Below are 23,526 nucleotides of genomic sequence, written 5' to 3' on the forward strand. Positions count from 1 at the left end.
AGGCGTGCTGAATGGGCTGGCGTGTTGGCGTGAGGCGGCATGAGCCGAGTGGCTTAAGGCAGGTCCAGGGTAAAGCGGGCGCCCCCCAGCGGGGACTCATCCACCATGATCTGGCCGCCGTAGCTGTGTACTATCTCGGTGACCACAGCCAGGCCTATGCCCTGGCCGGGTGAGCTGTCGGCTCTCACCCCGCGCTGGAAGATCTGTTGCGATCTGTCCGGGTCTATGCCGGGGCCATCGTCCTCAATCTCTATGCGCAGCCGATCCAGGCGGCGACTCACAGTGACCTGGATTTCGCTGATGGCAAACTTGAAGGCGTTATCCAGCAGATTGCCCATCAGCTCCATCAGATCCCCCTGTTCACCGGCAAAGAAGACGTCGTCATCGAACTTGAAGCGGGTTTGCAGTTTCTTGTGGCGATAGACCTTGGCGAGGCTGGCCAGCAGCTTTTCGATGAGCGGTACCGGCTCTGTGCCCTTGCTGGCGAGGCGCTGGCGGCCGGTGACGGCACGGCGCAGCTGGTACTGGATGATCTGATCCATGGTCAGGATCTGCTCATTGATGTTGTCGTGGATGTCGTGCCCCAGCTTGACCTCCTGCGCCGTTATCTGGATCAGGGCCAACCGGGTTTTCAGGCTGTGGGCCAGATCGTTCAAGGCGTGCTGATAGCGCTGGCTTTGCTGGCGTTCGTTCTCCAGCAGCTGGTTGACCGACTCGGTCAGTGGCGTCAGCTCCCGCTCGTAGTCATTGGAGAGGGCCTCACGCTTGCCCGCCCTGATCTCGTCTATCTGGCGCGCCATGGTGCGCAAGGAGGTGAGGCTCCAGAAGCTGGTGAGCAGCAAGAGGGCACCGAGCAGTGAGTAAGCCAGCAGTGCCTGACGAATGCATTGGTAGAGGTAGTTGCGGGTCTGGGCCAGATAGCGCTTGGCCGAATCGACCATCACCACATAGTAGGTGGTGGGGCCATCGCCGTGATTGCGCAGAAAACGCAGGCTGTAGATGAAGTAGCTCTCGCCGTTCTTGATGGTGTGGCGCTTGAAGAAGTAATCCTGATCCAGTCCGCCCAGGTAATTCATCAGATCCTGACAGATGGTGTCCCTGGCCTGGACCACCTCTGGCATGTGCAGGCTGGACCAGCTCAGCTGGCCATCCGCCCGGCAGATCAGGGTGTCCAGATTGGGGTCGATGGCATCCGGCGTTATCTTGCCAAGATCGGTTGTGGAGTGGGGTTCCGGCAACTTGGAAGAGAAGAGCTTGGAGAGGTTCTCCTGCATGCGGGTGCTGGCCTTCTGGGCCTGCTCTTCGGTGTGACCCAGATAGAGGATATAGACGGAGAAGGCCATGATGAGCGCTATGACCAGCATGGCGCTCAGCATCAGCTTGATGTGGAGCGAGCGCTGCAGCAGCTGCATGGGGCGTGACAACAAGCGAAGACCCATCAGTTGCACGAGAGGTTGAAGATGTAACCCTGGCGCCGGATGGTGGAGATGGGCTGTATGTTCCCCTCCGGGTCCAGCTTCTTGCGCAGTCGGCTCACCATCACCTCTATGGTGTTGGGATCACCCTCGCCATCGCCATAGAGCTGGTCCAGCAGTTGCTGCTTGGAGACCACCTGGCGGGCGTTGCGCATCAGGTACTCGAGGATCAGGTATTCAAAGCTGGTGAGCACCACAGGCTCGCCGCCAATGGTCAGCTCCTTGCGGGAGAGATCCAGCTCGTAGTCACCCGCCTTGACCCTGGGGGAGATGAAACCGGCGCTGCGGCGCACCAAGGCATTGAGGCGAGCCAGCAACTCATCCTTCTGGAAAGGCTTGACCAGATAGTCGTCAGCACCGGCCTCCAGTCCTTCCACCTTGTCCTGCCAGTTGCCACGGGCGGTCAACACTATGATGGGGAAGGGGATCTGCCGCTCGCGCAACTGCCTGATTAGTTGCAGGCCGTCCATGTCAGGCAGCCCCAAGTCTATGATGGCGACATCGATGGGATAATCGGTGGCGTAATGCAGGGCCACCTGGGCGTTGTCCGTGCTGTGGACCTGATTCTGGGCCTCGGTCAGCAGGGTAGCAAGGTGGTGATTGAGCAGCTTGTCGTCTTCGACCAACAATATTTTCATTAGGTGCGCGATCATGGGAATCCAGGCTGTCAATTAGAGGGTTTATGCCAGGGCGAGTCAATCCGGATCCTAGCAGGCGCGCCTGTATCGGGACTGAATCGGGGGGAACCTTTACTGACTTGTGAGTCACTAGCTGGGCGAGATTGCGGCTGACTCGGCCTGGTATCCGGTTTGCTGACGCCACAATCGGGCATAGAGCCCCTGTTGTGCCAGCAGCTCATCATGGCTGCCGGACTCCACTATCTGCCCCTCATCCATTACCAGGATGCGGTCAGCATGGCGGAGTGTATTGAGGCGATGAGCGATGCTGATCAGGGTGCGGCCACGGCGAATGGCAGCCATGTTGGCCATGATGGCAGCCTCGGATTCGTAATCGAGGGCCGAGGTGGCCTCGTCGAGCAGCAGTATCCTGGGGTTGGCCAGCAGGGCGCGGGCCAGGGCGATCCGCTGGCGTTGCCCGCCAGACAGGCGGGCGCCCTTCTCGCCCACCTGTTGCCCAAAGCCCTGGGGCAGCTCGCGAATAAAGCCGAGTGCGCCGGCCAGCTGCGCCGCCTGCTCCACCTCGGCCTGGCTGGCATCGGGGCGACAGATGCGGATGTTGTCGGCGATCGAGCCACAAAACAGAATGCTCTCCTGCAGCACCACGCTCATGTTGCGGCGCAATGAGACGGGGTCGGCGATGGCGAGATCCATGTTGTCGACCAGCACCTGGCCGTGCTGGGGCACGTAGAGCCGTTGCAGCAAGCGGGTGAGGGTGCTCTTGCCACAACCCGATGGGCCCGTGATGCCGATGAACTGCCCGGGTTCGATGGAGAGGGAGAGATTGGCCAGCACCTCGGGGGCATCCGGTTGGTAGCGAAAGCGGATGTGACGAAACTCGATGGCCCCCTCGAGAGCGGGGACGGAGGCGAGTCCGCCATTGCCGTGCTCGGGCGCCTCGTCGAGTATGTCCCCCACCCGGCGCAGGGCGATCAGGGTATGCTGGAAGTCCTGCCACACCTGGGCCAGCCGCAGCACCGGCTGGGTGACATGGCCCGCCAGCATGTTGAAGGCCACCAGCTCCCCCGGACTCAGCCGGCCGTTCAGCACCTCGCCGACCCCAAGCCAGAGCAGCAGGGCGGCGGTAAGCTTTTGCACCAGATCTATGCCTTGTCCCGCGGCAAGCCCCACCTTTCTGGCCTGAAATCCCCGGCGCAACTGGCGCGCCAGCAGACGCTGCCACTCCTGATAAAAGCGTGGCTCCGTGGCCGTGGTCTTGATGGTTTCGATGCCGGTGACTGCCTCCGTCAGGAAGCTGGTGGCATCGGCATCTGCCTGATACTCGGCCTCGACCCGCTTGCGCACCAGGGGGCCAATCAGCAGCCACAGCAGAAAATAGATGAGCAAGGAACCCAGCACGCAGCCGGTCAGCACGGGGGCGTAATGGAACATGACGCCGACAAACAGCAGGATGAACACCAGATCCAGCACCAGCATCAGGGTGGAGCCGGTGAGGAACTGGCGGATCTGGGCCATCTCCTTGACCCGGGCGATGATCTGGCCGGTCTGGCGCGCCTTGAAATAGTCGATGGGCAGGCCGACCAGATGGCGATAGAGCTTGCCGGACAGCTCGGCGTTGACCTGGTTGGCCAGATGACCGAACACCTGGCCGCGCAGAAAGCTGTAGAGCGGCTCGGCGCAGGCCAGTGCCAGCATGGCCAGGGCCAGCACCTGCAGGCTGCCGAGGCTGCGCCCCACCAGCACCTTGTCGATGATGTTCTCAAACAGCAGCGGGCTGGCAAGGGCAATGAGCTGCAACACGATGGCGAAACAGAAGACGTCTCGCACCTGCTTCTGCTGGCGCAGTACCGCCGGGCTGAACCAGCCCAACCCGAACTTGACCTCGGCCGGGGTGAGATCCTGCTGGGCCAGCAATAAATAGTGCCACTGCGCCGCCTGTGTGGGGTTCGGCAGCGGTTGCAGGCTGCTGGTGCAGGTCGCCGGATCAAACAGCTGCCAGCCCTCAGGTTCTATTGCTGTGATGGTGTACCAGCGCCCCTCCCGCTTGAGCAGGGCCGGCAGTGGCAGCGCCGCCAGCGGGCAGCCCGGCCCCTGTGACAGGGCGCTGCGCAGGCCGAGCCGGGCAGCGGCCTCGCGCACAGTCAGATCTTCCGGCGCCAGATCGCAACCCATGGCGTGGGCCAGTTGCCCGGCATCCGCGGCCATCATCAGTTGATGGGCCGCGTGGGCGAGGGCGGCGAGGGCGCCATTGGCGATGGGGGCTGGCTCGTTCACGGGGGCCTCGAAGGCCGGCAAAGCCTGTGTCATTGTCATCGCTCCCGCAGTGCCTCGGCCTGGTACTCACGGATCGGGCTCAGCAGGTAGTCGATCACCCGACGCCTGTCCGTCTTGACCTCGGCCACCACCGACATGCCCGGGGTGAGCCGCACCGGCTGATTGTCTATCTGCATCTCGCCCCGGCTCAGCTTGACCCTGGCGGGAAAGACCAGCCCCAGTTGCTCATCCGTGGTGGCATCGCGCGACACGCTGACCAGCTCGCCGTCTATGGTGCCGTAACGGGTATAAGGAAAGGCATCTACCTTGATGCTGACCGTCTGCCCTTCGTGCACGAAGCCTATGTCCTTGTTGAGGATCTTCACCTCGGCGTACTGGACTCCCTCGTTGGGCACTATGACCAGCAACTGCTGGGCCGGCTGCACAACGGCGCCCTGGGTGTGGATGGCCAGCTGCTGCACTGTGCCCGCCACCGGGGCGCGAATGACTTCCAGGTGCTCCCGCTCGCTCAGCTTGGCGAGCTCCTGCTCGATGGCGGTCAGCTGCAGCTGGGCCTGCTGGCGTTTCTCGACCCACTCCCGCTGTTTTTGCGCCTTGAAGCCGGCCAGCCGCTCCTGCAGGCTCTGCTGCTGGGATTGCAGCACCTCGAGCTCGGCCCGCTGCTGGGCGAGTTGGCGCTGGGTTTCCAGCAGCTCTTTCTCCTGCTCCAGATACTCCACCCGTGAGATGGCCTGGGACTGGCTCAGGGTCTGGCGCGCCTGCAGGCGGGGCCGGATGTTGGCCAGCAGGATAGTGAGGGAGGCCATGTCCCCCCGTCTGGCGGCCTGATTGGCCTGATTGACCCCAAGCTCGGCCTGCAGGTTGTTGAGGGTGCTCCGGTATTCGTGCAGCTCGCTCTGGTGGTTCTCCGCCAGCGCCTGTTGCTGCGCCGGGGTGAGCCTGGCGTAGTCGGGGTGCTGGGTGACGGTTTCGTTGCCATAAAGCGCCTGATAACGGATCAGGGTCTGGTACTGGAATGCCTGTTGCTCGCGCAACCGGCTCAGATCCTGGCTGACCCCCAAAGTGTTGAGGGTCAGCAGCGGCGCGTTGGCGGCGACCGCCTGGCCATCTTCCACGTGAATGCCGATCACCCTGGCCTGCTCGTAGGACTGGATCATCTGGCTGCGACCAAAGACCAGCAGGCGCCCGCTGGCGGTGGCCTGGATGTCGAGCTGGCCCCAGCAGGCCCAGAGCAGGGTGAGCAGCACACCGGCGCTCAGGGTGAGCGCCGTGATACGGGCAAAGGGAGAGGGCGGCGTCTCGGCCAGCGCCAGATGGGCGGGCAGGAAGCCGTAGTGGGTCTCCTGCTGCCGGGCTGGACCGGGTCGGCGCCAGCGGTTCAGCCAGGTGCGCAGATTCATGGGGTCTCCTCGTGCAAGTCCTGTTGCAGCTGCCACAGGCGGGCGTAGTGCTGCCTCAGTGCCAGCAGGCTGGCGTGGTCGCCCTGCTCCACTATCTTGCCGCGCTGCAGGACTATGATGCGGTCGCAGTGGCGCACTGTGGAGAGGCGGTGGGCTATGGTGATGACGGTGCGGCCGCTGGCGATGTGGCGCATGTTGTGCTGGATCAGCGCCTGGGATTCGTCATCCAGGGCGCTGGTGGCCTCGTCAAAGATGAGGATCCTGGGGTCGGCCAGCAGGGTGCGGGCGATGGCTAGCCGTTGGCGCTGACCGCCGGAGAGCGAACTGCCCCCTTCCGCCAGCACAGTGTCGTAGCCAAGGGGCAGTCGCAAAATGAACTCATGGGCGCCGGCCAGAGTGGCGGCCCGTATGATGTCGTCCAGGCTGGCGTGGGGCACTGACTGGGCTATGTTGTCGCGCACCGACTTGTTGAACAGGTGGTTTTCCTGCAATACCACCCCCATTTGCTGGCGCAGGTGGTGGAGGGGAATTTGCTGGATGGGCTGGCCATCGATGAGGATCTGCCCCTGCTCCGGCTGATAGAGCCGCAGCAGCAGACGGGCCAGGGTGCTCTTGCCCGAGCCGGAGCCTCCGACAATCCCCAGCGTCTCGCCGGGCGCCAGGGCGAGGGATAGATCGTCGATGATGAGAGGGGCATCCGGTTGATAGCGAAAATGCACCCGCTCGAGCACTATGGCGCCGGCGTGGATGCGGCCATCCCCATCGCGCTGATGTTCCGGGGGGAGGTTGAGCATGTCGCCGAGTTTGTCTACCGCGATCCGGGTCTGGATGAACTGGCCCCACAACTCGACCAGGCGCGATAGCGGCTGCGCCACGTGACTGGCCATCATGTTGAAGGCGATGAGCTGGCCTATGGTCAGCTGCAGCGCGATCACCTCGCTGGCACCGAGCCAGAGCACGACGACTGTCACCAGTTTTTGCAGCCACATGACCCCGTGCTGGGAGGCATTGTTGAGTTGCTGCACCCGGTAGCCGGCCTCCACCATCTGGCGTGTCTGCTCATCCCAGCGCCGCACGAAGCGCGGCTCCAGCGCCAGGCTTTTCAGGGTCTCGGCCCCGGCGACTGTCTCGTTCAAGAAAGCAGTGTTGGTGGCCGCATGGCCGAACTGCTGCTCGACCGCCTGTTGCATGCGCGGCGTGATCCACCAGGCGATCAGCACATAGGCAGGAATGGAGAGCAGGATCACCAGGGTGAGCATGCCGGAGAGGCTGGCCATGACGGCCAGGAAGACAAACATGAACAGCACGTCCACCGTCAGGGTGAACAGGGTGCCGGTCAGAAATTCGCGGATGGTGTTGAGCTCCTGCACCCGGGTCACAATGGCGCCCACCTGGCGACTCTTGAAATAGAGCAGGGGCAGGGCAAACAGGTGCTGCACCATGCGCAGCCCGAGCTGGATATCGATCCGGTTGGCGGTGTGGGCATACTGGTATTCCCGCAGCCCCCGCAGGCAGACCTCCACCAGAGCCGTGATCAGCAGCCCGAACACCAGCACATCCAGGGTTGCCCAGGCCTGATGCACCAGCACCTTGTCCATCACCACCTGAAAGAAGAGCGGGGAGATGAGCGCCAGGATCTGCAACACCAGTGAGAACAGCAGTATCTCGCCGAGCAGGCGTTTTTGCTGCAAGAAGGCGGGGATGAACCAGCGGATGTCGAAGCGACTCTGCCGTTTGCCGACCTCGAGCAGGCGGCCATCCCAGCGTGCCAGCAGTTCGTCTTGTGCTATGACTTGCGGCTTGCCCACTGCCGGATCCAGGATCAGCGCCTGCTCACCCTGGCGCTGGGCCAGCACGAACGCCTCGCCAGAGGGGCTCAGCAGTACCACTGGCAGAGTCAGTTTATCGAGTTTTCGAGGGGGGATATTACGCTGACGAATGCGGGTTCCTGTCTGTTGCTGCAGCGTATCGACAATATTGTCAAAGGTGTCGTCTGGCGTGGGTGCTGTATCTTGAGAGGGACAACCCAGCATCCCGATAATAATATTGATACACGCTAAAACAGACTCTTCACTCGCCGTCATAATAATATCCGTTTGCCGCTGTGACACCCCTCCTATTTATATGGGGCAAGGTGGCCTGTTGCAGGCAGGGCGCGCATACTAGCGAGCCGTTATTTTACTGTCAAATATTATATTGGCTGACAAATCTCATAATAGAAGTGCTGGGTTGAGTACTGTATCAGGCTAATCTTTGGATATGGACTTATTAACCTTGAAGATTGAGTTGATATCCTTGTTGACGTATTTACTCTATTTTTAGGTCATTGTTTAATTGAACATGATAATAATTTCAAATATGGTAAATATAGTGAAATGCGAAATGTTAAGCCCATGTTGTCTTGCTTGGGGTGTTATTTTTCATTTTTGTTTTTCTTTATATTTATTGATAATGGAATTTATATGACAGAGCAGTTTGTACAGACAGTATCCAGCGTCAACTATAACAAGGGGATCTTCTCCCTCTATTTCGTTGGACAAGATCCGCTGAGGATGGCGCAAGGGGTCATGGCAGAAAGTGACAACGAGTTGGCGCTGAAACAGACGGTCCACATGCCTGCCGCTGGCTTTATGTATATGGTTTCAATGATAAAAAACATGCTTGAAGATCCGCGCATGGCCGCCGAGTTTGACAAGTTGATCGCCGCAGGCCTGATCCCGGCAGCCCCTTCTGACGAGCAGCAAACCGCACCGGCTGCCACAGCACAGGCCGCGCCGCGCAAGAAAAAATAATGTTCCGGTTGGGGATCCAATGAGCTTGGTATTGCAATCAACGGAACCGAACTGGCAACAAAATCAACATATGCTGGGGGGAGTCATGCTGCTGAGTCAGCACTCCTCCCTGCACCGGCGTTATTCCGTCGCCGAGTGGCAGCAGCGAATATTGCCTGCCTTCGAATTGAACCAGTTCAGCTATTATGAAGACTCACACGGGCGCCCGGTTGCATTTTGCAACTGGGCGTTTGTCTCTTTATCCATTCGTGACACCTTACTGGCCGCCGAGCGGGAGCTGATCCGTGAGGATTGGCAATCCGGCGACCATATTTTTATTCCGGAGATGATAGCGCCATACGGACATGCCCGCGCCGTGGTGAGCGATCTGCGTCGCCGGATATTTCTGCCATGGAAAGGGCAGCGGGTCTGTACCGTGCGTGGTCATGTTCATGCCGAACTTGGCCATTGTGTGCGCAGAGTGCAGTGGTTTTCCATTTAATCATAATGAGCTAATACATGGGAAAGAGTGTATGGAGAAGTATTGAGTACTTCTTTACCGGTAATTACACGGCAGATGATGGCAATAATGACATCAATGCCTTTGGCTTCGGCGGCGTCATCCGTGCCTATGGCGGTGACGACACCATCAAGATTGGCTCCATTGGCGCCACCGTCTATACCGGCACGGGCAATGACAGCGTGTACGGCGGCGCCGCCTACCTCAAGGTGGTCGACGACTCCGGCAACCTGACCGTCAAGGGGGCGGCGGGCTACGCGGACATCAGCAAGTCAGAGTCAGGCAATATCCACTTTGCCGGCGCCAGCGGCGGCACCAATATCGATCACCTGGGGCGTGAGGGCGACATCCGCTATCAGGGGGCGGCTCTTGCCAACTTCCTGACCCGCAAGGGGATCAGTGGCAATGTCAGTTTCGAGGGGGCCGGGGGTTACAACAAACTCTGGCACCAGACTGACAGGGGCGATCTGACCTTCAGCGGTGCCGGGGCGGCCAACAAGATAGATCGTACCTGGCACAGCCAGTATCAGGGGTCGCACGGCAACATCAGCTTCTATGGTGCCGGCGCGGCCAACATCATCAGCTCCCTGGTGGAATCCGGCAACATATCCCTGAACGGGGCCGGCGCCTACAACAAGGTGTTTCGCAAGGGACGCGAGGGGGATATCGCCTTCAACGGCGCCGGCGGCTGGAACGAGATCTCCCGTCTGCGCCATGAGGATGATGCCTATCTGCAGACCCGTGGCGACATCCGTTTCAACGGCGCCGGGGGTTACAACCGCCTGTTGTCCGATGTGGCCGAGGGCAACATTCACTTCAAGGGAGCCGGGGGATACAACCACCTCTCCCGCAAGGGGTCTGGCAGCGACAGCTCGCCCTTTGCGGGTGCCAGTGCCGACGAGATAGTGCTGACCACGGCCACCATGGGCGGTAGCTGGATTCAAAAGTCCCAGGCGGTCACGGCCATCAAGTCGACCCTGCAACCCAATACCTACCTGTTTGCCTTCTTCGATGGCATGTACACCAAGATAAATCGGGTCGAACTCTCCAACGAGGGCGAGCAGGGTCCCCTGCGTTATCTCTCCACCTCCTGGTACAAGGAAGGTGATCACCTCGCCAGCCTGGCCAGCCGCCAGATGAATGAACAGCAAGGATTTACCTCGACCCGGACCGACGGCGCTTATCGCCTGACGGATCTGGTGTTTGAACGGCGTCAGCGCATCACACTGCAGGCGGTGGAAGCGGATCTGACCGAAAACAGCTGGATCAACTACGGCGGTGGCGTGAGTGTGGCCGCCGCTGATGTCACCCTCTCCACGGCCAACATGAGTGGTCATGCCATCTATGAAGATGGCACCAAGGTTGCTGTCAGCGCGGTGAAATCCCGAGCGCAGGCCAACACCTATGTGTTTGCCAAGCAGCTTGGCCCCTATACCAAGATAGTGGTGGTGGAGCTGGCCAACGACAGGGAAACCGGTGCGCTCAAGTACCTGGCCAGGGCCTGGTACAAGGAGGGCAACCACATTGCCAGCCTGGCCGATCAGGTCATCTCGGAGCAGACGGGTTTCAGCGCCATGGGCACGGGGGGCTACTCCCTGAGCGAGGTGCACTACCAGCTCGACACCGTGACCGCTGTGTCGGATCGGCTGCCTGCCACCCGGGAGTTTGGCTCCCAGCCGTTGCTCCCCCGCCAGCAAGGCGGCGGCAAGAGCAAGGGCGACATCTTCTTCGACGGCGCCGGTGGCGGCAACGTCATCGAGTCCGACGTGACCGAGGGCAACATCCACTTCAACGGCGCCGGGGCCGCCAACGTGCTGATCAAGCGCGGTCAGCGCGGCGATCTGGTGTTCCGTGGCGCCGGTCTTGCCAACGTGCTGGTACATCAGGGCGCGCAGGGAAAGATGGATGTCTATGCCGTTGGCGCGGCCAACGTGCTGGTACGCAGCGGGGACGGGGAGTATCTGGCCCGCCTGCTGGCCTATGGCAACATCTCGGTGCAGCAGGGGCGTGGCGACAGCCAGGTCGTGATGCTGGGCGGTTACAACACTCACACCCAGATCGGCGATGGCAATGGTCTCTGGCTGGCTGGCGGTGGGGCAAACGTGTTGACCCAGGCCGGTGAGGGGCAGCTCGATGCCATGCTGGTCGGCGGTGCCAACGTGCTGACCAAGCTGGGTGCCGGCCAGCTGACCGCCGGACTGCTGGGGGGCGCCAACGTGCTGACCCACATCAGCCAGGGGGACGAGGCTGCCGATACCCGCGCCGTGCTGCTGGGGGGCGCCAACGTGCTCACCAAGAAGGGCAACGGCAAGGTGCAGGCCATCCTGGGGGGCGGCGTGAATGTGCTGACCCAGATTGGCCGGGGTGATACCCAGGCGCTGCTGCTGGGGGCGGCCAACGTGCTGACCCGGGTCGGTGACGGCGATCTCTCTGCCGTGATGCTGGGGGCGGGCAACGTGCTGACCCATGTCGGCGATGGCACCACTCTGGGAGTCATGGGGGCCGTTGGCAACCTGTTCACCAAGGTGGGCGATGGCACGGCCATTGCCGCCATGATAGGTGCGGGCAACCTGTTTACCCAGATAGGCCAGGGCGACGCCTGGGCCCTGATGGGCGGGGTGGCCAACGTCTTCACCAAGGTGGGGGATGGCAATGCCCTGGCACTGATGGTGGCCAAGGCCAACGTCTTCACCCATGTCGGTGACGGTCTGACCGTCGCCCTTATGCTGGCCCAGGGCAACCTGGCGACCAAGGTGGGCAACGGCATGACGCTGGCTGCCATGGTGAGCAATGCCAACGTCTTCACCCATGTCGGCCTTGGTGAGACCTTCGCCGCCATGCTGGGGCAGGCGAACCTGATGACCAAGGTGGGCGATGGCCTGACAGCTGCGCTGATGATTGGCAAGGCCAACATCTACAGCCACATCGGCAACGGCACCAGCCTGGGGCTGTTCGCCGGCGAGCTGAACGTGATGACCAAGGTGGGCGATGGCACCACCCTTGCGGCTCTGTTTGGTAAGGCCAACATAGTGACCCATGTGGGCAGCGGTCTGACCGGGGTACTGGCGTTGGGCAAAGCCAACATCATCACCAAGGTCGGGGATGACTTCCTCGGCGCCATTGCCAAAGCCGATGCCAACGTGTTGACCCACGTGGGCAATGGCACCACGGCCGCCGTGCTGTGGGGCAAGGGCAATCTGCTGACCAAGATAGGTGACGGCACCACAGTGGGCCTGCTTATCTCCGAGGTGGGCAACGTCATGACCCATGTCGGTGGCGGCAGCACCATAGGCCTGGCCAAGGGCCGCGCCAACCTGATCACCAAGGTGGGCGACGGCCTGGTGGTGCAAGGGGCCTGGGGGGATGTCAACCTGCTGACCCAGGTCGGTGACGGTGACCGCTACAGCTTCGCCAAGGGCCGCGCCAACGTGCTGACCAAGGTCGGCGATGGCCACGAGCTGGCGGTGCTGCAAGGGGAGGCCAACCTGGTCACCCAGGTCGGTGACGGTGACAGTTACACAGGTGCCTGGGGTCGCGCCAACATCATCACCAAGGTGGGGGATGGCCGTCAGGTCGTGTTGGCCAAGGGGGATGCGAACATAGTCACCCAGGTGGGAGATGGCGAGAGCTACCAGGCCCTGCTCGGCAAGGCCAACGTCGTCACCCGGGTGGGAGACGGCATCCAGGTCACCCTCGCCAAGGGGGAGGTCAACCAGACCACCACAGTGGGGGATGGCCTGAGCGTTACCGCCGCCTACGGCAAGTTCAACAACAACATCAAGGTCGGCGATGGCACCTCCATCAACCTGGCCTGGGGTGATTACAACCTCAACACCAAGGTGGGGGATGGGCTCAACGTCGCCGTCATGAAGGGCAAGGGCAATGCCAATGTCCAGATCGGCGACGGGCTCGACGTCACGGCGGCCTATGCCCGCCACAACGTGGCCATCAAGATAGGCAACGGCGACTTCTACAGCCTGGCCATCGCCAGCAGCAACACCAGCAGCAACAAGCTCGGCACCCTGTTTGACAACATCAAGCAGACCCTGTTCGGTGCGGCAGGCAACCAGGCGATCAACTACCTGGTACAGGGCGATGAAGAGGGCCCGGTCAAGGCGCCACAAGCGGCCAGTTTGGGGGAAGTACAGGCCCTGAGTGGCTTTGGTCTGGACGAGATTGGCGAGGTGAAATCCTCGCTGGCGAGCGGCCTGACCGGTCAGGTGAGCCAGACCGGTGAACAGGATGAGCAAGCCATGGACAAGGCGTTGCAGCTCGATGAGCAAGGCCTGGCCAGAGGGGGCGAAAACCTCATCGTCAACGGCGATTTCGAACAGGGCGCCCACGGCTGGCAGCATGCCGGTGACGGGATCGAAGCAGATCATTCCGCCAGCGCCTACGGGCTGGCCACCGAGGGGCACGGCGCTCGCGTCAGCGAACTCTCTACCGACAGAAATACCCAAATTTCCCAGGATCTTGCCGGCCTCAAGGCGGGTGAGACTGTCACTTTGAACTTCGATTTTGCCCGTCGGGCCAACATCTCGCTGCAGCATGGCATCGAGGTACTGTGGAACGGCAAGCGTGTCTTTGCCAGCGAGGGCGACGCCGACAGCTGGCAGACCAAACAGTTGACCCTGACTGCCAGAGAGGGCCGCAATAGTCTGGCGTTCCGGGGCACGGGGGAGAACAACGGCCTTGGCTACCTCATCGACAACGTGGTCGCCACTGCGGCTGGCAAGGCCGAGATAGGTCAGGTGAGTACCCAGCTGGCGGAAGACGGCAACGCCGCTCAGGCCCAAGCCGATCGGGCCAGTGCCGATGCCGACAAACAGCGGCTGGAGCAGGAGAAGGCGCAGCAGCTCGCCGCCATCTCGGGCACTCAGGCCCAGCTGGAAGCTACCGACGAGGGCAAGCTGGCCGAGAATGGTCAGGATCAGCGCGGCGTCATCGAGGCGGAAGCGCGCGACATGACGGCCCAGCTCGACACCCTGGCCCGCCAGTTTGAACAGCTCAAGCAGCCCGAAGCGGCCACTATCCCGTCCGGCCAGCACTGGCGCAATGGTTTTGCCGACCGCTTGTTGACCGATGCACAGGAAGATCTGGAAGAGGCCAGCAGCACGGCAGGCGAGGCGATTGCGGATGCCAAAACCCGCCGCGAGCAGCAGAACCAGCAGGTCGAGGCCGCCCTTGCCCAGTCCAAATCTGGCCAGCAGCGCAGCGAACAGTTGCAGGGCGAGGCCCTGGCGCAGGGGCAGAGCCGGACCGAGCAGGCCGAACAGCGTCGTCTCGATGCCCTGACCCGTGAGGCCGATGCCCGGCAGCGGCAGCAAGAGGGCGAGTCGAGCGCGAGCCAGGCCCAGGCCGCAGGCGAGCAGGCCAGCAGCCAGGCCAGCCAGCAGGCAACACAGGCCAGGCAGAATGCTGCAAGCCTGAAACAAAGCGGCGACAAGCCGAGCCATCAGGGAGTGAATAACGGCCAGAGCCCGATGGCGGCACCGCGGTTGCCGCAGGCCGGTGAGCTTGATGTGCCCAATGCCAGCGGTCTGTCGACCGACGCGTCGGCCAGCGCCCAGCCATCGGCCATCGATGCCGCCAATGGCTTGAGCGAACAGGAGCAGTCCGCCCTCGATGGCGCCCTAGCTGCGGTCAACCGCCTGCAGATCAATGCCGGCATGCGTCAACCTGTTGATCGACCCATTTCCCCGACCCCGACGGAGGTGAAGGGTGAAGAGCCAGCAGCAAGCGCTGCGGCCAAGCCGGTGCAACGACATGAGGTGTTTACCACCACTGCTGTTGATTTGACCGGTTTGAACGGCCCTCGCACTGGCAGCAAGTCCGTGCCCGACTTCAACAGTCACTTCGATACCGCCTCCATTGGCATCGAAAATGAGCTGACGGGGCTGGTGGTTGCCTTGCCAAAGAACTCGGCCCAGAAGTTCGGTTATGTGCACGATGCGGCTGGCAAGCCGCTGTTCATGTTGACCAAAGACATGAATCAGGGTGGGTATACCAATCCGGCCGGGATCACCGATGTCAAAGGGATCAGTCAGTGGCAGACCCACACCATAGAGCTGGTGACCTATCCGAGCGAGATACAGGACAGCCAGGCGGTTGAAGCGCGCAAAGAGGCCATGCTCTGGCTCGCCAGAGAGTTTACCCAGCACATCAGCCAGACCAACCACACCAAGCTGCCGGATCTGGTCAGCGAGGATGGTCGTTTCACGCTGGTCATCTCCAATGCCAACCACGTCATCGCCGCTGGCAATGGCGCCTCTCGTGATGGTCAGGGGCAGACCATCGGCATGACGCCGAGCGGTCAACAGGCGACCATGGCTGTGAGTGCGAAGGCGTTCGGTACCGGTTCGTCCCAGGAGATCCGTCTGCTGGAGTCGGCCCCCTGGTATCACGCCGAGTTGAAGGAGCTCTTCCTGTCAAACACGGCCAATGTGTCGTTGGAGGATGCGGCCACCGCGCAAAATGTCTTTGCCTATCTCACCTCCGTTTATGACAAGACGGCCGACCTGGCACGGGAATATGGTCTCCATATCAATGACTGGGATCCTGTCTCGGAAGGGATCGCCCCCAATGCGCAGGGGCTGACAGATCCCAAGGTCAAGAATGCCTGGGAAATTCTGCCAAGAACCAAGCCCGTTGCCATGCTGGCATTGCTCAGCAGTCATGACAAAAAGGTCGTGTCGGATCAGATCCTGGCGACCCTGAAATCGGCCTACTCGCCGGGTTTGGCACAGAACATTTATGACTACTTCAAGGTCGGCGGCGAAGTCGCGGGTCACGGCATCAACAATGCCACTACGGGTGACAGCAAACATCCCGAACCGGCGATCCTGTTCGAGTTTCGTCAGGTACCCAACGAGCTGAGCCAGTTTGTGCCCAAGTCAGAATCAACCGCCAGGGTGGAGGTGAAAACCCTCGATCAGTTCGACCCGGTCAGCCGGCGCACCATAGTGGCGGCAGTCAACAACCTGGTCGAGCAGAGCGCAGATTTTGACGTCTGGTATCAGGCGTATCGGGAGAGCCAAGGGCTCCCCTCCGTCAAGAATGCCAAGAAGGTCGCATCGGCCAACCACAAGGCCGAATGGGTGATGGCCAACCATGCCGAGGCGTGGAGCCAGCTCACTGCTGAGCATCTCCAGGATGACGCGGCAGGTCTGCAAGCCCTGGGTGACAAGAAATCGGGAGGCGATGCTTCTCGCGTGTTGGATATCGATGCAGCACCGGTAGACAGGCAGTCGCTCAACCCTCTGACCCGTTTCCTCAACGACAACCTGTATGGCACCCGTGATGAGCGCCGCCAGGTGGGTGACATCACCCGGCAGCTGCTCGACCATGCGGTGAGCAAAGGGGAGGCTGCACAAGTGACCCTGCAAGGGGACGCCGGTCGCCTGTCCGGTTACCTGCACAAGGGGACCGAACGGCAAGGGACGCAGGAGGATGGCAAGCCCGAGGTGGTGCTGTTCCTGCATGGCTCAGGCTCTTCTGCCGAGGAGCAGGCCGATGCCGTTCGCAGTCATTACCAGAAGCAGGGCATCGACATGCTGGCGGTCAACCTGCGTGGCTACGGTGCCAGCGATGGTCGCCCAAGCGAACAGGGGGTCTATCAGGATGCCCGCACCATGTTCCGCTATCTGGTGGAAGAGCGCGGGGTGGCACCGGACAAGATCCTGATCCACGGCTACTCCATGGGCGGCCCCATCGCCGCCGATCTGGCCCGTTATGCCGCCGAGCAAGGCAAGCCGGTGGGCGCCCTTTTGCTCGATCGCCCCATGCCCAGCATGAGCAAGGCGATCACTGCCCATGAGCTGCCCAATCCGGGCGGTCTGGTCGGGGCGATCGCCAAGGCGGTCAACGGCCGTTTCTCGGTAGAGAAAAACCTCGACGGCCTGCCCAAGAGCACGCCAATTATGCTGCTGACCGACAACGAAGGGCTCGGCAGCGAGGGTGAAAAGCTGCGGGCCAAGCTGGCCGTGGCCGGGTATCAGGTTAGCGGTGAGCAGACCTTCTATGGCCATCTGGCCAGCAACCGCTTGATGGGCCAATATGCCGAGCAGATAGTCGGCGATCTGTTCAACCGCAGTCAGTCAGAGGCGGGTGCCGAGGCGCCGCTCAAGGGCATCGAGGGCATCAAGCGCGATCTCAAGCGCTACCAGGAGGCGCTCGCCCCGCAGGTGGGCAGCAACGGCGTGGCCAAGGACATACGTACCACCAAGGCGTTCCTCGCGGGTTACCAGCAGGGGCTGGCCGGCAAGGTGGTTGACGGCTTCCAGCCCGACATGAGCATGACCCAGCTTGTCGACCTGTTCGTCCAGCCGACCCTGACGCCACAGCAGCAGGGGGCGCTCGCCTGGGAGATCGAGAACCGGGCGCTCAAGAGCACCATCAAGCCAAAGGTTGAACAGTTCAACCGCCTGTTCCGTGACGTGGCCTCGCAAGGGGGGGCAGATCCGCTGGCAAGGGAGCACCTGGCTCCCCAGTTGCTGTTGCTGAACCTGGCGGATGACGGCTTCGGTGGCCGCTGCGATCCCCTCTCCAAACTGGTGCTGGTCGCCAAGCAGCTGGAGAGCGAGGGGCAGCCGGATCTGGCGCGGCGCATGATGGAGAAGCTCTACTCTGCGGCCGCCGTCATCAACAATCCTGATCGCTACTCGGCCGCCGAGCTGGACAACGCCCGCAAGCTGGTGGGCAGTCTGGCCGAGATCCACAACAACACGCCGGCGTCCTACAACTACGACAGCCTGCGCAGCATCAAGTACGACATCGTCAAGGAGAAGTGGGAAGGCAAGAGCGCCATCTCGCTCGATAGCGTGCTCGGCAAGCTGACCGCCAAGGGGAATGCCGCCCCCGTGCTGCTGGAGCTGGACGCGCCGGGCCACGCCATGGCGGCCTGGTCCAAGCAGGGGGAGTCGGGCCGAGTCTACGGTTTCTACGATCCCAATGTGGGCATAGTCGAGTTCTCCTCCGCCGAGAAATTCAGTCGTTACATGACCCGCTTCTTTGGCAAGGAGGGGCTCGACATGGCGAACGGCTACCACCTGACGTCGGGAGCGGATGGCAAGCCGCTGTTCTTCCGGGTGACCGAGATGAACGGGGACGCGCTTGCCCGCTTCAAGCCGTCCAAGGATCTTGCCAACAAGGTCACGCTGCAGGAGATCCTGCAGTTGCCGGTGTTTGATGAGAGCCCGATGACGGGGCTGCCGGGCAAAGTGGTGACGCAGGAGCGGGCAACCAACCTGTTTGCCGATGCCTACAGCCCGGATGAGCTGAAAAAAGCCGCCCAGGTATTTGCCAAGCCCATTGGCGAGTCTTATCAGGGGATCCTGGATCAGCTCGCCGTGCTGCACGGCGCCACCGGGCAGGCGCAGGTGGAGGCCGCATTGCGGCTGAACAAGCTGATCGACGACTACCAGACCAGGCACGAAGGCTCCGGCAGAAACCCGGCGCTGAGCAAGCTGCAGAGCCAGCTCAACGGCGGGCTCTATCGCGGTGAGCTGGCGTCGCTGCAAACCGATGTCGCGACACTGGCCAAGCGTCGCCCCGATCTGGCTGCCCTCGTCATCGGCAAGGCTGCCGAGGAGGTGAATGGCAAGCATCCGGGTCTCACCCAGATGTTGCTGCGCTGGGTGGCACAAGATCCCTATCTGGCGGCCAAGGGGGGATACCAGGGGCAGGCGCCTGCGGATCTGCCGTTTGATGCCAGCTTCCATGTCGCGCTTGGCGAGCAGTATGGCGAGCTGAAGACGTGGCTGGCAGATGCCCAGTCGAAGGGGTTGCTGAGCAAGGCCGTGCTGGACGAGACCGGCAAGGTGCTGCACCTGGGCTACTCCTATCAGGAGTTGCAGGACATGACGGGGGATCAGTCTGCCCAGATGACTGTCTACTTCATCAAGGAGGCAGCCAAGCAGGCGGCGCCCGGCTCCGAGCTCTCTGCCGAGATGATCATGCTGGACAAGTTTGCCGACCGCCGCTATCTCGGCGAGCTGGAGTCCCGCCGCATCGAGCAGGTTGAGAACATCTATCACAGCAGCAAGCAGACAGACGTGGCGGCCTGGGATGCCCGCTATGCCGGGAACGCCCTGCGGGATCTGAACGATCAGGTGGCGCAGGAGAGCACGCTGACGGGACAGCTGTCACGCCTGCTGGAGAACCGCAACGGCCTGCTGATCGGGGAAACCCATGGCAGCGATGTGAATGGTCTGCGCTTCGTCAACGAGCAGATGGATGTCCTCAAGGCGCAGGGGGTGACCGTCATCGGTCTGGAGCACCTGCGCGGCGAGCTGGCGCAGCCGCTGATCGACCGCTATCTGGCGGGGGGAGACATGTCTCCCGAGCTGGCAACCATGCTGAAAACCAAGCATCTGGATCCCTCCCTGTTCGAGCGAGCGCGTGAGAAAGGGCTGCGGATTGTGGCGCTGGACGACGGCAGCACGGCAAGACCCGCGATTGCCGGGACTGAGCACGGCCTCATGTATCGCGCCGGGGCGGCCAACAACGTCGCCGTCGACGTGCTGGGCAAGTTGCCGGCTGGCGAGAAGTTCGTCGCCATCTACGGCAGCGCGCACCTGGCCTCCCACAAGGGGATCGAAGGCTTTGTGCCGGGCATTACCCACCGTCTGGGGCTGCCCGCCCTGAAGGTGGATGCGGACAACCGCTTCCGCCTGCAGGAGGATGACGCCAGCCAGCGGGTCGAGTACGGCGATGTCGCCAGGAAATGGACGCCAGTGGCGGGCCTGGACGGTGCGGATCAACCGGTACGCAACCAGCAGGTTACCCAGTGGCAGCAGCCTGAGGTGACACCGGGCCGCCAGGGGGGGGAGACCCGCTTCGATGGCCAGATCATCATCCAGACCGAAGATGATCCGGTTGCCGCCAAAGCGGCGGCCAGTCTGGCGGGCAAGCACCCCGACCGCAGCCTGGTGGTGCAGCTGGATGCGGATGGCAACTATCGGGTGGTGTATGGCGATCCTGCTCAGCTGGCTGGCAATATTCGCTGGCAGGTGGTGGGTCACGGTCGTGACGGTGACGAGCAGAACAACAGCCGACTCAGTGGCTACAGTGCCGATGAGCTGGCCGGGCGTCTGCGCCGGTTCGGCGAGCGCCTGCAAGAGGCGGGTGTGGCGAGCAAGCCGAGCTACGTCAGCCTGGTGGGTTGCTCCCTGGTGAGCGACGACCAGCAGACAGGGTTTGCGAGCCGCTTCATCAAGGCATTGAAAAACGAGGGGATCAGTGCCCAGGTATCGGCCCGCAGCAGCGAGGTGGCGGTCGATCTGGCTGGTCGCAAGCACACCCGTGGTGAAGAGGATGTCTGGGCCCGCAAGGTGGCCGGCAACAAGGTGGTGCTGACCCTCAACGAAGCCGGCGAGCCTGTGGCGCACACCGAGCTGGTGCGCGGCGGTGTGGCCGAAGGGGATATCGATCTGGCCAAGGTGGGCCGGGGTGACGGCGAGAGTCACGCCCGTGGCGCCATCGCCGACAACGACGAGACCTTCGTTGCCCCCGAAAAACAGCGCCAGTCCGAGCCTGCCGCCGGAGAGGCCGACAATGCCGTCAGCTACTCCGGCAACATTCAGGTCAACGTGGGGGATGGCGAATTTACCGCCATCAACTGGGGTACCAGCAACCTGGGTGTCAAAGTGGGTACGGGGGGCATGAAGTCGCTGGCCTTCGGCGACAACAACGTCATGGTGCACATCGGGGATGGCGACAGCAAACACAGCCTGGACATCGCCGGTTACCGGGCGTTGGAGGGAGCACAGCTGTTCGTGGGCCAACGCAACGTCAGCTTCAACCAGGGGCGCAGCAACGATCTCATCGTGATGCTGGAGAAATCCATCCCCACGCCGCCCATGGTCAACCCCTTTGGCGGGGCGGCCCGCATCGCCGGTGCCCTGCAGCAGATTGCCGGAGACGGTTCGCAGCCGAACTGGTTTGCCAGCCAGTGGGAGCAGTGGACCCTGGCCGGGGCCGACAAGTTCGTGGCGGACATGGCCGGTCTGGATCAGACCAGCAGCGTCAAGTACGGCTCGCTCACGGCTCTGGACAGCGACCATGAGCGCAGCAGTCGCGGCCTCAAGAGCGATCTGGAAGCGACCCTCAACAAGGCGTTCAACCAGCACGTCTTGGGCGGCGGCCAGGGTGAAAAGGGGCCTCTGAGCCGGGCGGACAAGCTGCGCCAGGCCAACGAGAAGCTGGCGTTCAACTTCGCGGTTGCCGGGCAGGGGGCCGACATCCAGGTCACCACTGGCAACTGGAACTTTGTGTTTGGTGACAACATCCAGGCGATGCTGGACACCAACCTGGGTTCCCTGTTCGGCATCCTGACCCAGGAGTTCACGTCGACCGGGCAGGCCAAGACCACCTTTACCTTCACTCCGGCTGATCTGCCGCGCCAGCTGCAAAACCGGCTGCTGGGACGACTGGCCGGGGTCGGTGCCGACACCACGCTGGCAGATATCTTCGGGGTGGATTACAACGCCCGGGGCCAGCTGGTGGCGCGCGATGGCGCGGCCATCGATGCGCCTGCGCTGTTGCAGGAGATGCTGGGGGTCATCGCCGAATTTGGTGGCGATCAGCTCAAGAGCCTGACCGATCCTGCCAAGTGGCTCGACAGCCTCAAGGCCGGGCTGGATCTGGGCACAGATGCCCTCGGCGATTTTGCCCGCACCCACGGCTTGCAGGAGGCGGCCCCCGAAGAGGCCAAACCCGGTGAGGTGTCGGTGCAGCAGGGGGAAGGCCCAGCCAAGGCCGCTGCCCAGCCAGCCACCGCACAGGAGAAGACGTTCGGTTTCAATGCCCTGAGCCTGCCCAACCTGTTTGCGGCCCTGTTCAACGGCGACAAGCAGGCGGAGCTCAAGGCGCTGGCCAGCAACCTCAAGCAGAACCTGACGGCCGATCTGCTAAACATGAAGGAGCAGACCTTCGACTTCCTGCGCAACAGTGGTCACCTGCAGGGGGATGGCGACATGCACGTCTCCCTTGGCAACTACAACTTCAACTGGGGGGGCGACGGCAAGGATCTGGGGGCTTACCTCGGCGACAACAACAACTTCTGGGGTGGGCGCGGGAACGATGTCTTCTATGCCACCGGTACCTCCAACATCTTCACCGGCGGTGCCGGTCAGGACACTGGCATCATGATGGGACGGGAGAACATGATGTTTGGCGGGCAGGGTGACGATGTCGCCGTGCTGGCCGGCCGTGTCAACCGCGCCTTCATGGGCGAGGGCAACGATCAGGCCTTCATCTTCGGTGAAGAGGGGATAGTGGAAGGGGGCGCTGGCCAGGATTATCTGGTCACCTCCGGCAACTACAACCAGATCGATGCCGGCGCGGATCAGGACTTTGCGGTGACCATAGGCCATCACAACCAGATCCGGCTGGGTGAGGGGGATGACGTTGCCATTGTGTTCGGCAACCACAACCGCCTGCTGGCGGAGCATGGCAACAATCAGGTCAAGCTGATGGGTTATCACGCCAGCATCCGGGGCGGTGACGGCCGGGATCGGCTGATCGCCGACCGGGTCGCCAAGTTCAGCCAGCTTGATGGCGGGGACGGCGATGATCTGCTGGTGCTGGGGGGTTATCAGAACCGCTTCAGTGGCGGCACCGGCGTCGACAGCTTCGTGTTCAGTGGCGAGGTGATAGAGAACCTGGTGCAGGACATCGGCAAGGAGGACTTCATCGTCTTCAACGACGTCAGCTGGCGGGATCTCTGGTTCAAGCGCAGCGGCTACGATTTGCAACTGCTGGTCAACCGTCACACCGACGGGGCGAGCGAGCAGGGCAAGTTCGAGCAACTGGGCAGCGCCACCTTCAGCAACTACTTTGCCGACAACCGGGCCCAGCTGGTCATAGGTCTTGGCGAGCAGCAGGCAGAGGGCGAGCGCGCCTACACGGCGCTCTCTCACCATGCGGTCGACAGCCTGATCCAGGCCATGAGCAGCTTCGCCCCCGAAGCGGGCGACATGGGACTGATCAATCGCCTCGACAGTCAGGCCAACAGCCTGGTGCAGTCTGCCTGGGGGGATGTGATACAGGGTCGGGCGCACGTCGCCTGATCGACCTGAAACCAACCCAATGACATGCAAAACCTGCTCTTCGGAGCAGGTTTTTTTATGGGAAAACGGTGGGCGTGAGCTTCCTTGCCGGTGCGTGACGGCGGGAAAGCGCGCCTTGGCTACCGGCTCCTTAGTACAGCCTGCTCGCCGCCCATCACAGGCTCTGCCAATGGATGGGGCTGCGCCTGCCTTTCCAGCCATAGGCGCCTTCCACTCTCAGGCTGGTTATGATATCCATTCGATAACCTGGTCTGGGGCAAGCGGGTCCATGGGGACGCGCTGCCAGCGGCCAGGGCGCCGCCTGTCGGCGCTACCCGGGGCTTGGCCTCGCCGTGTTCATTCCTCCCTGCAGGTCATGGGTTATACGCAAAAGAGGCTT

At 62.2% G+C, this 23,526-nt stretch carries 8 protein-coding genes; 3 read left to right on the forward strand and 5 right to left on the reverse strand.

Going from position 1 to position 23,526, the window contains the following annotated elements; genetic code table 11:
- Window positions 1–53 precede the first annotated feature (53 nt).
- From ONZ54_RS07195 to ONZ54_RS07215, 5 genes are all read right to left on the reverse strand, one after another.
- Window positions 54–1,439, reverse strand: a complete 1,386-nt coding sequence (locus tag ONZ54_RS07195; protein ID WP_034523497.1) for an ATP-binding protein — start codon at window positions 1,437–1,439, stop codon at window positions 54–56.
- The gene (locus ONZ54_RS07200; RefSeq protein WP_005319361.1) at window positions 1,439–2,113 is read right to left on the reverse strand and encodes a response regulator; all 675 of its coding nucleotides are present in this window, start codon (window positions 2,111–2,113) and stop codon (window positions 1,439–1,441) included. The genes ONZ54_RS07195 and ONZ54_RS07200 overlap by 1 nt, the downstream gene beginning before the upstream one ends.
- 129 nt (window positions 2,114–2,242) lie before the next feature.
- Window positions 2,243–4,420, reverse strand: coding sequence for a type I secretion system permease/ATPase (locus ONZ54_RS07205; protein WP_271787804.1), 2,178 nt, complete (start codon window positions 4,418–4,420; stop codon window positions 2,243–2,245).
- Between the two features lie 2 nt (window positions 4,421–4,422).
- Complete coding sequence (locus ONZ54_RS07210) at window positions 4,423–5,787, reverse strand: HlyD family type I secretion periplasmic adaptor subunit (RefSeq protein WP_271787805.1); 1,365 nt, start codon at window positions 5,785–5,787, stop codon at window positions 4,423–4,425.
- Window positions 5,784–7,871, reverse strand: a complete 2,088-nt coding sequence (locus ONZ54_RS07215; protein ID WP_271787806.1) for a peptidase domain-containing ABC transporter — start codon at window positions 7,869–7,871, stop codon at window positions 5,784–5,786. Before ONZ54_RS07215 ends, ONZ54_RS07210 begins: the two co-directional genes overlap by 4 nt.
- Before the next feature lie 378 nt (window positions 7,872–8,249).
- Here ONZ54_RS07215 and rtxH point away from each other — a divergent pair, with 378 nt between their 5' ends.
- The 3 genes from rtxH to rtxA all read left to right on the forward strand — a co-directional run bounded on the left by rtxH (window position 8,250) and on the right by rtxA (window position 23,147).
- Window positions 8,250–8,579, forward strand: coding sequence for a protein RtxH (rtxH, locus tag ONZ54_RS07220; protein ID WP_465248791.1), 330 nt, complete (start codon window positions 8,250–8,252; stop codon window positions 8,577–8,579).
- An 85-nt stretch (window positions 8,580–8,664) separates the two neighbouring features.
- Complete coding sequence (locus tag ONZ54_RS07225; RefSeq protein ID WP_269768382.1) at window positions 8,665–9,060, forward strand: protein-lysine palmitoyltransferase; 396 nt, start codon at window positions 8,665–8,667, stop codon at window positions 9,058–9,060.
- 17 nt (window positions 9,061–9,077) lie between these two features.
- Complete coding sequence (gene rtxA, locus ONZ54_RS07230) at window positions 9,078–23,147, forward strand: MARTX multifunctional-autoprocessing repeats-in-toxin holotoxin RtxA (RefSeq protein ID WP_271787808.1); 14,070 nt, start codon at window positions 9,078–9,080, stop codon at window positions 23,145–23,147.
- Window positions 23,148–23,526 lie beyond the last annotated feature (379 nt).

It is taken from the genome of Aeromonas salmonicida, from assembly GCF_028355655.1.
GTDB classification, from domain to species: Bacteria; Pseudomonadota; Gammaproteobacteria; order Enterobacterales; family Aeromonadaceae; genus Aeromonas; species Aeromonas salmonicida.

Bases quoted from the DNA above. Each gene is read 5' to 3' on its own strand.
- ONZ54_RS07205 (WP_271787804.1), bottom strand. From the start codon at position 4,420: ATGACACAGGCTTTGCCGGCCTTCGAGGCCCCCGTGAACGAGCCAGCC.
- ONZ54_RS07195 (WP_034523497.1), bottom strand. From the start codon at position 1,439: ATGGGTCTTCGCTTGTTGTCACGCCCCATGCAGCTGCTGCAGCGCTCG.
- ONZ54_RS07210 (WP_271787805.1), bottom strand. From the start codon at position 5,787: ATGAATCTGCGCACCTGGCTGAACCGCTGGCGCCGACCCGGTCCAGCC.
- ONZ54_RS07225 (WP_269768382.1), top strand. From the start codon at position 8,665: ATGCTGCTGAGTCAGCACTCCTCCCTGCACCGGCGTTATTCCGTCGCC.
- rtxA (WP_271787808.1), top strand. From the start codon at position 9,078: ATGGGAAAGAGTGTATGGAGAAGTATTGAGTACTTCTTTACCGGTAAT.
- ONZ54_RS07200 (WP_005319361.1), bottom strand. From the start codon at position 2,113: ATGAAAATATTGTTGGTCGAAGACGACAAGCTGCTCAATCACCACCTT.
- rtxH (WP_465248791.1), top strand. From the start codon at position 8,250: ATGACAGAGCAGTTTGTACAGACAGTATCCAGCGTCAACTATAACAAG.
- ONZ54_RS07215 (WP_271787806.1), bottom strand. From the start codon at position 7,871: ATGACGGCGAGTGAAGAGTCTGTTTTAGCGTGTATCAATATTATTATC.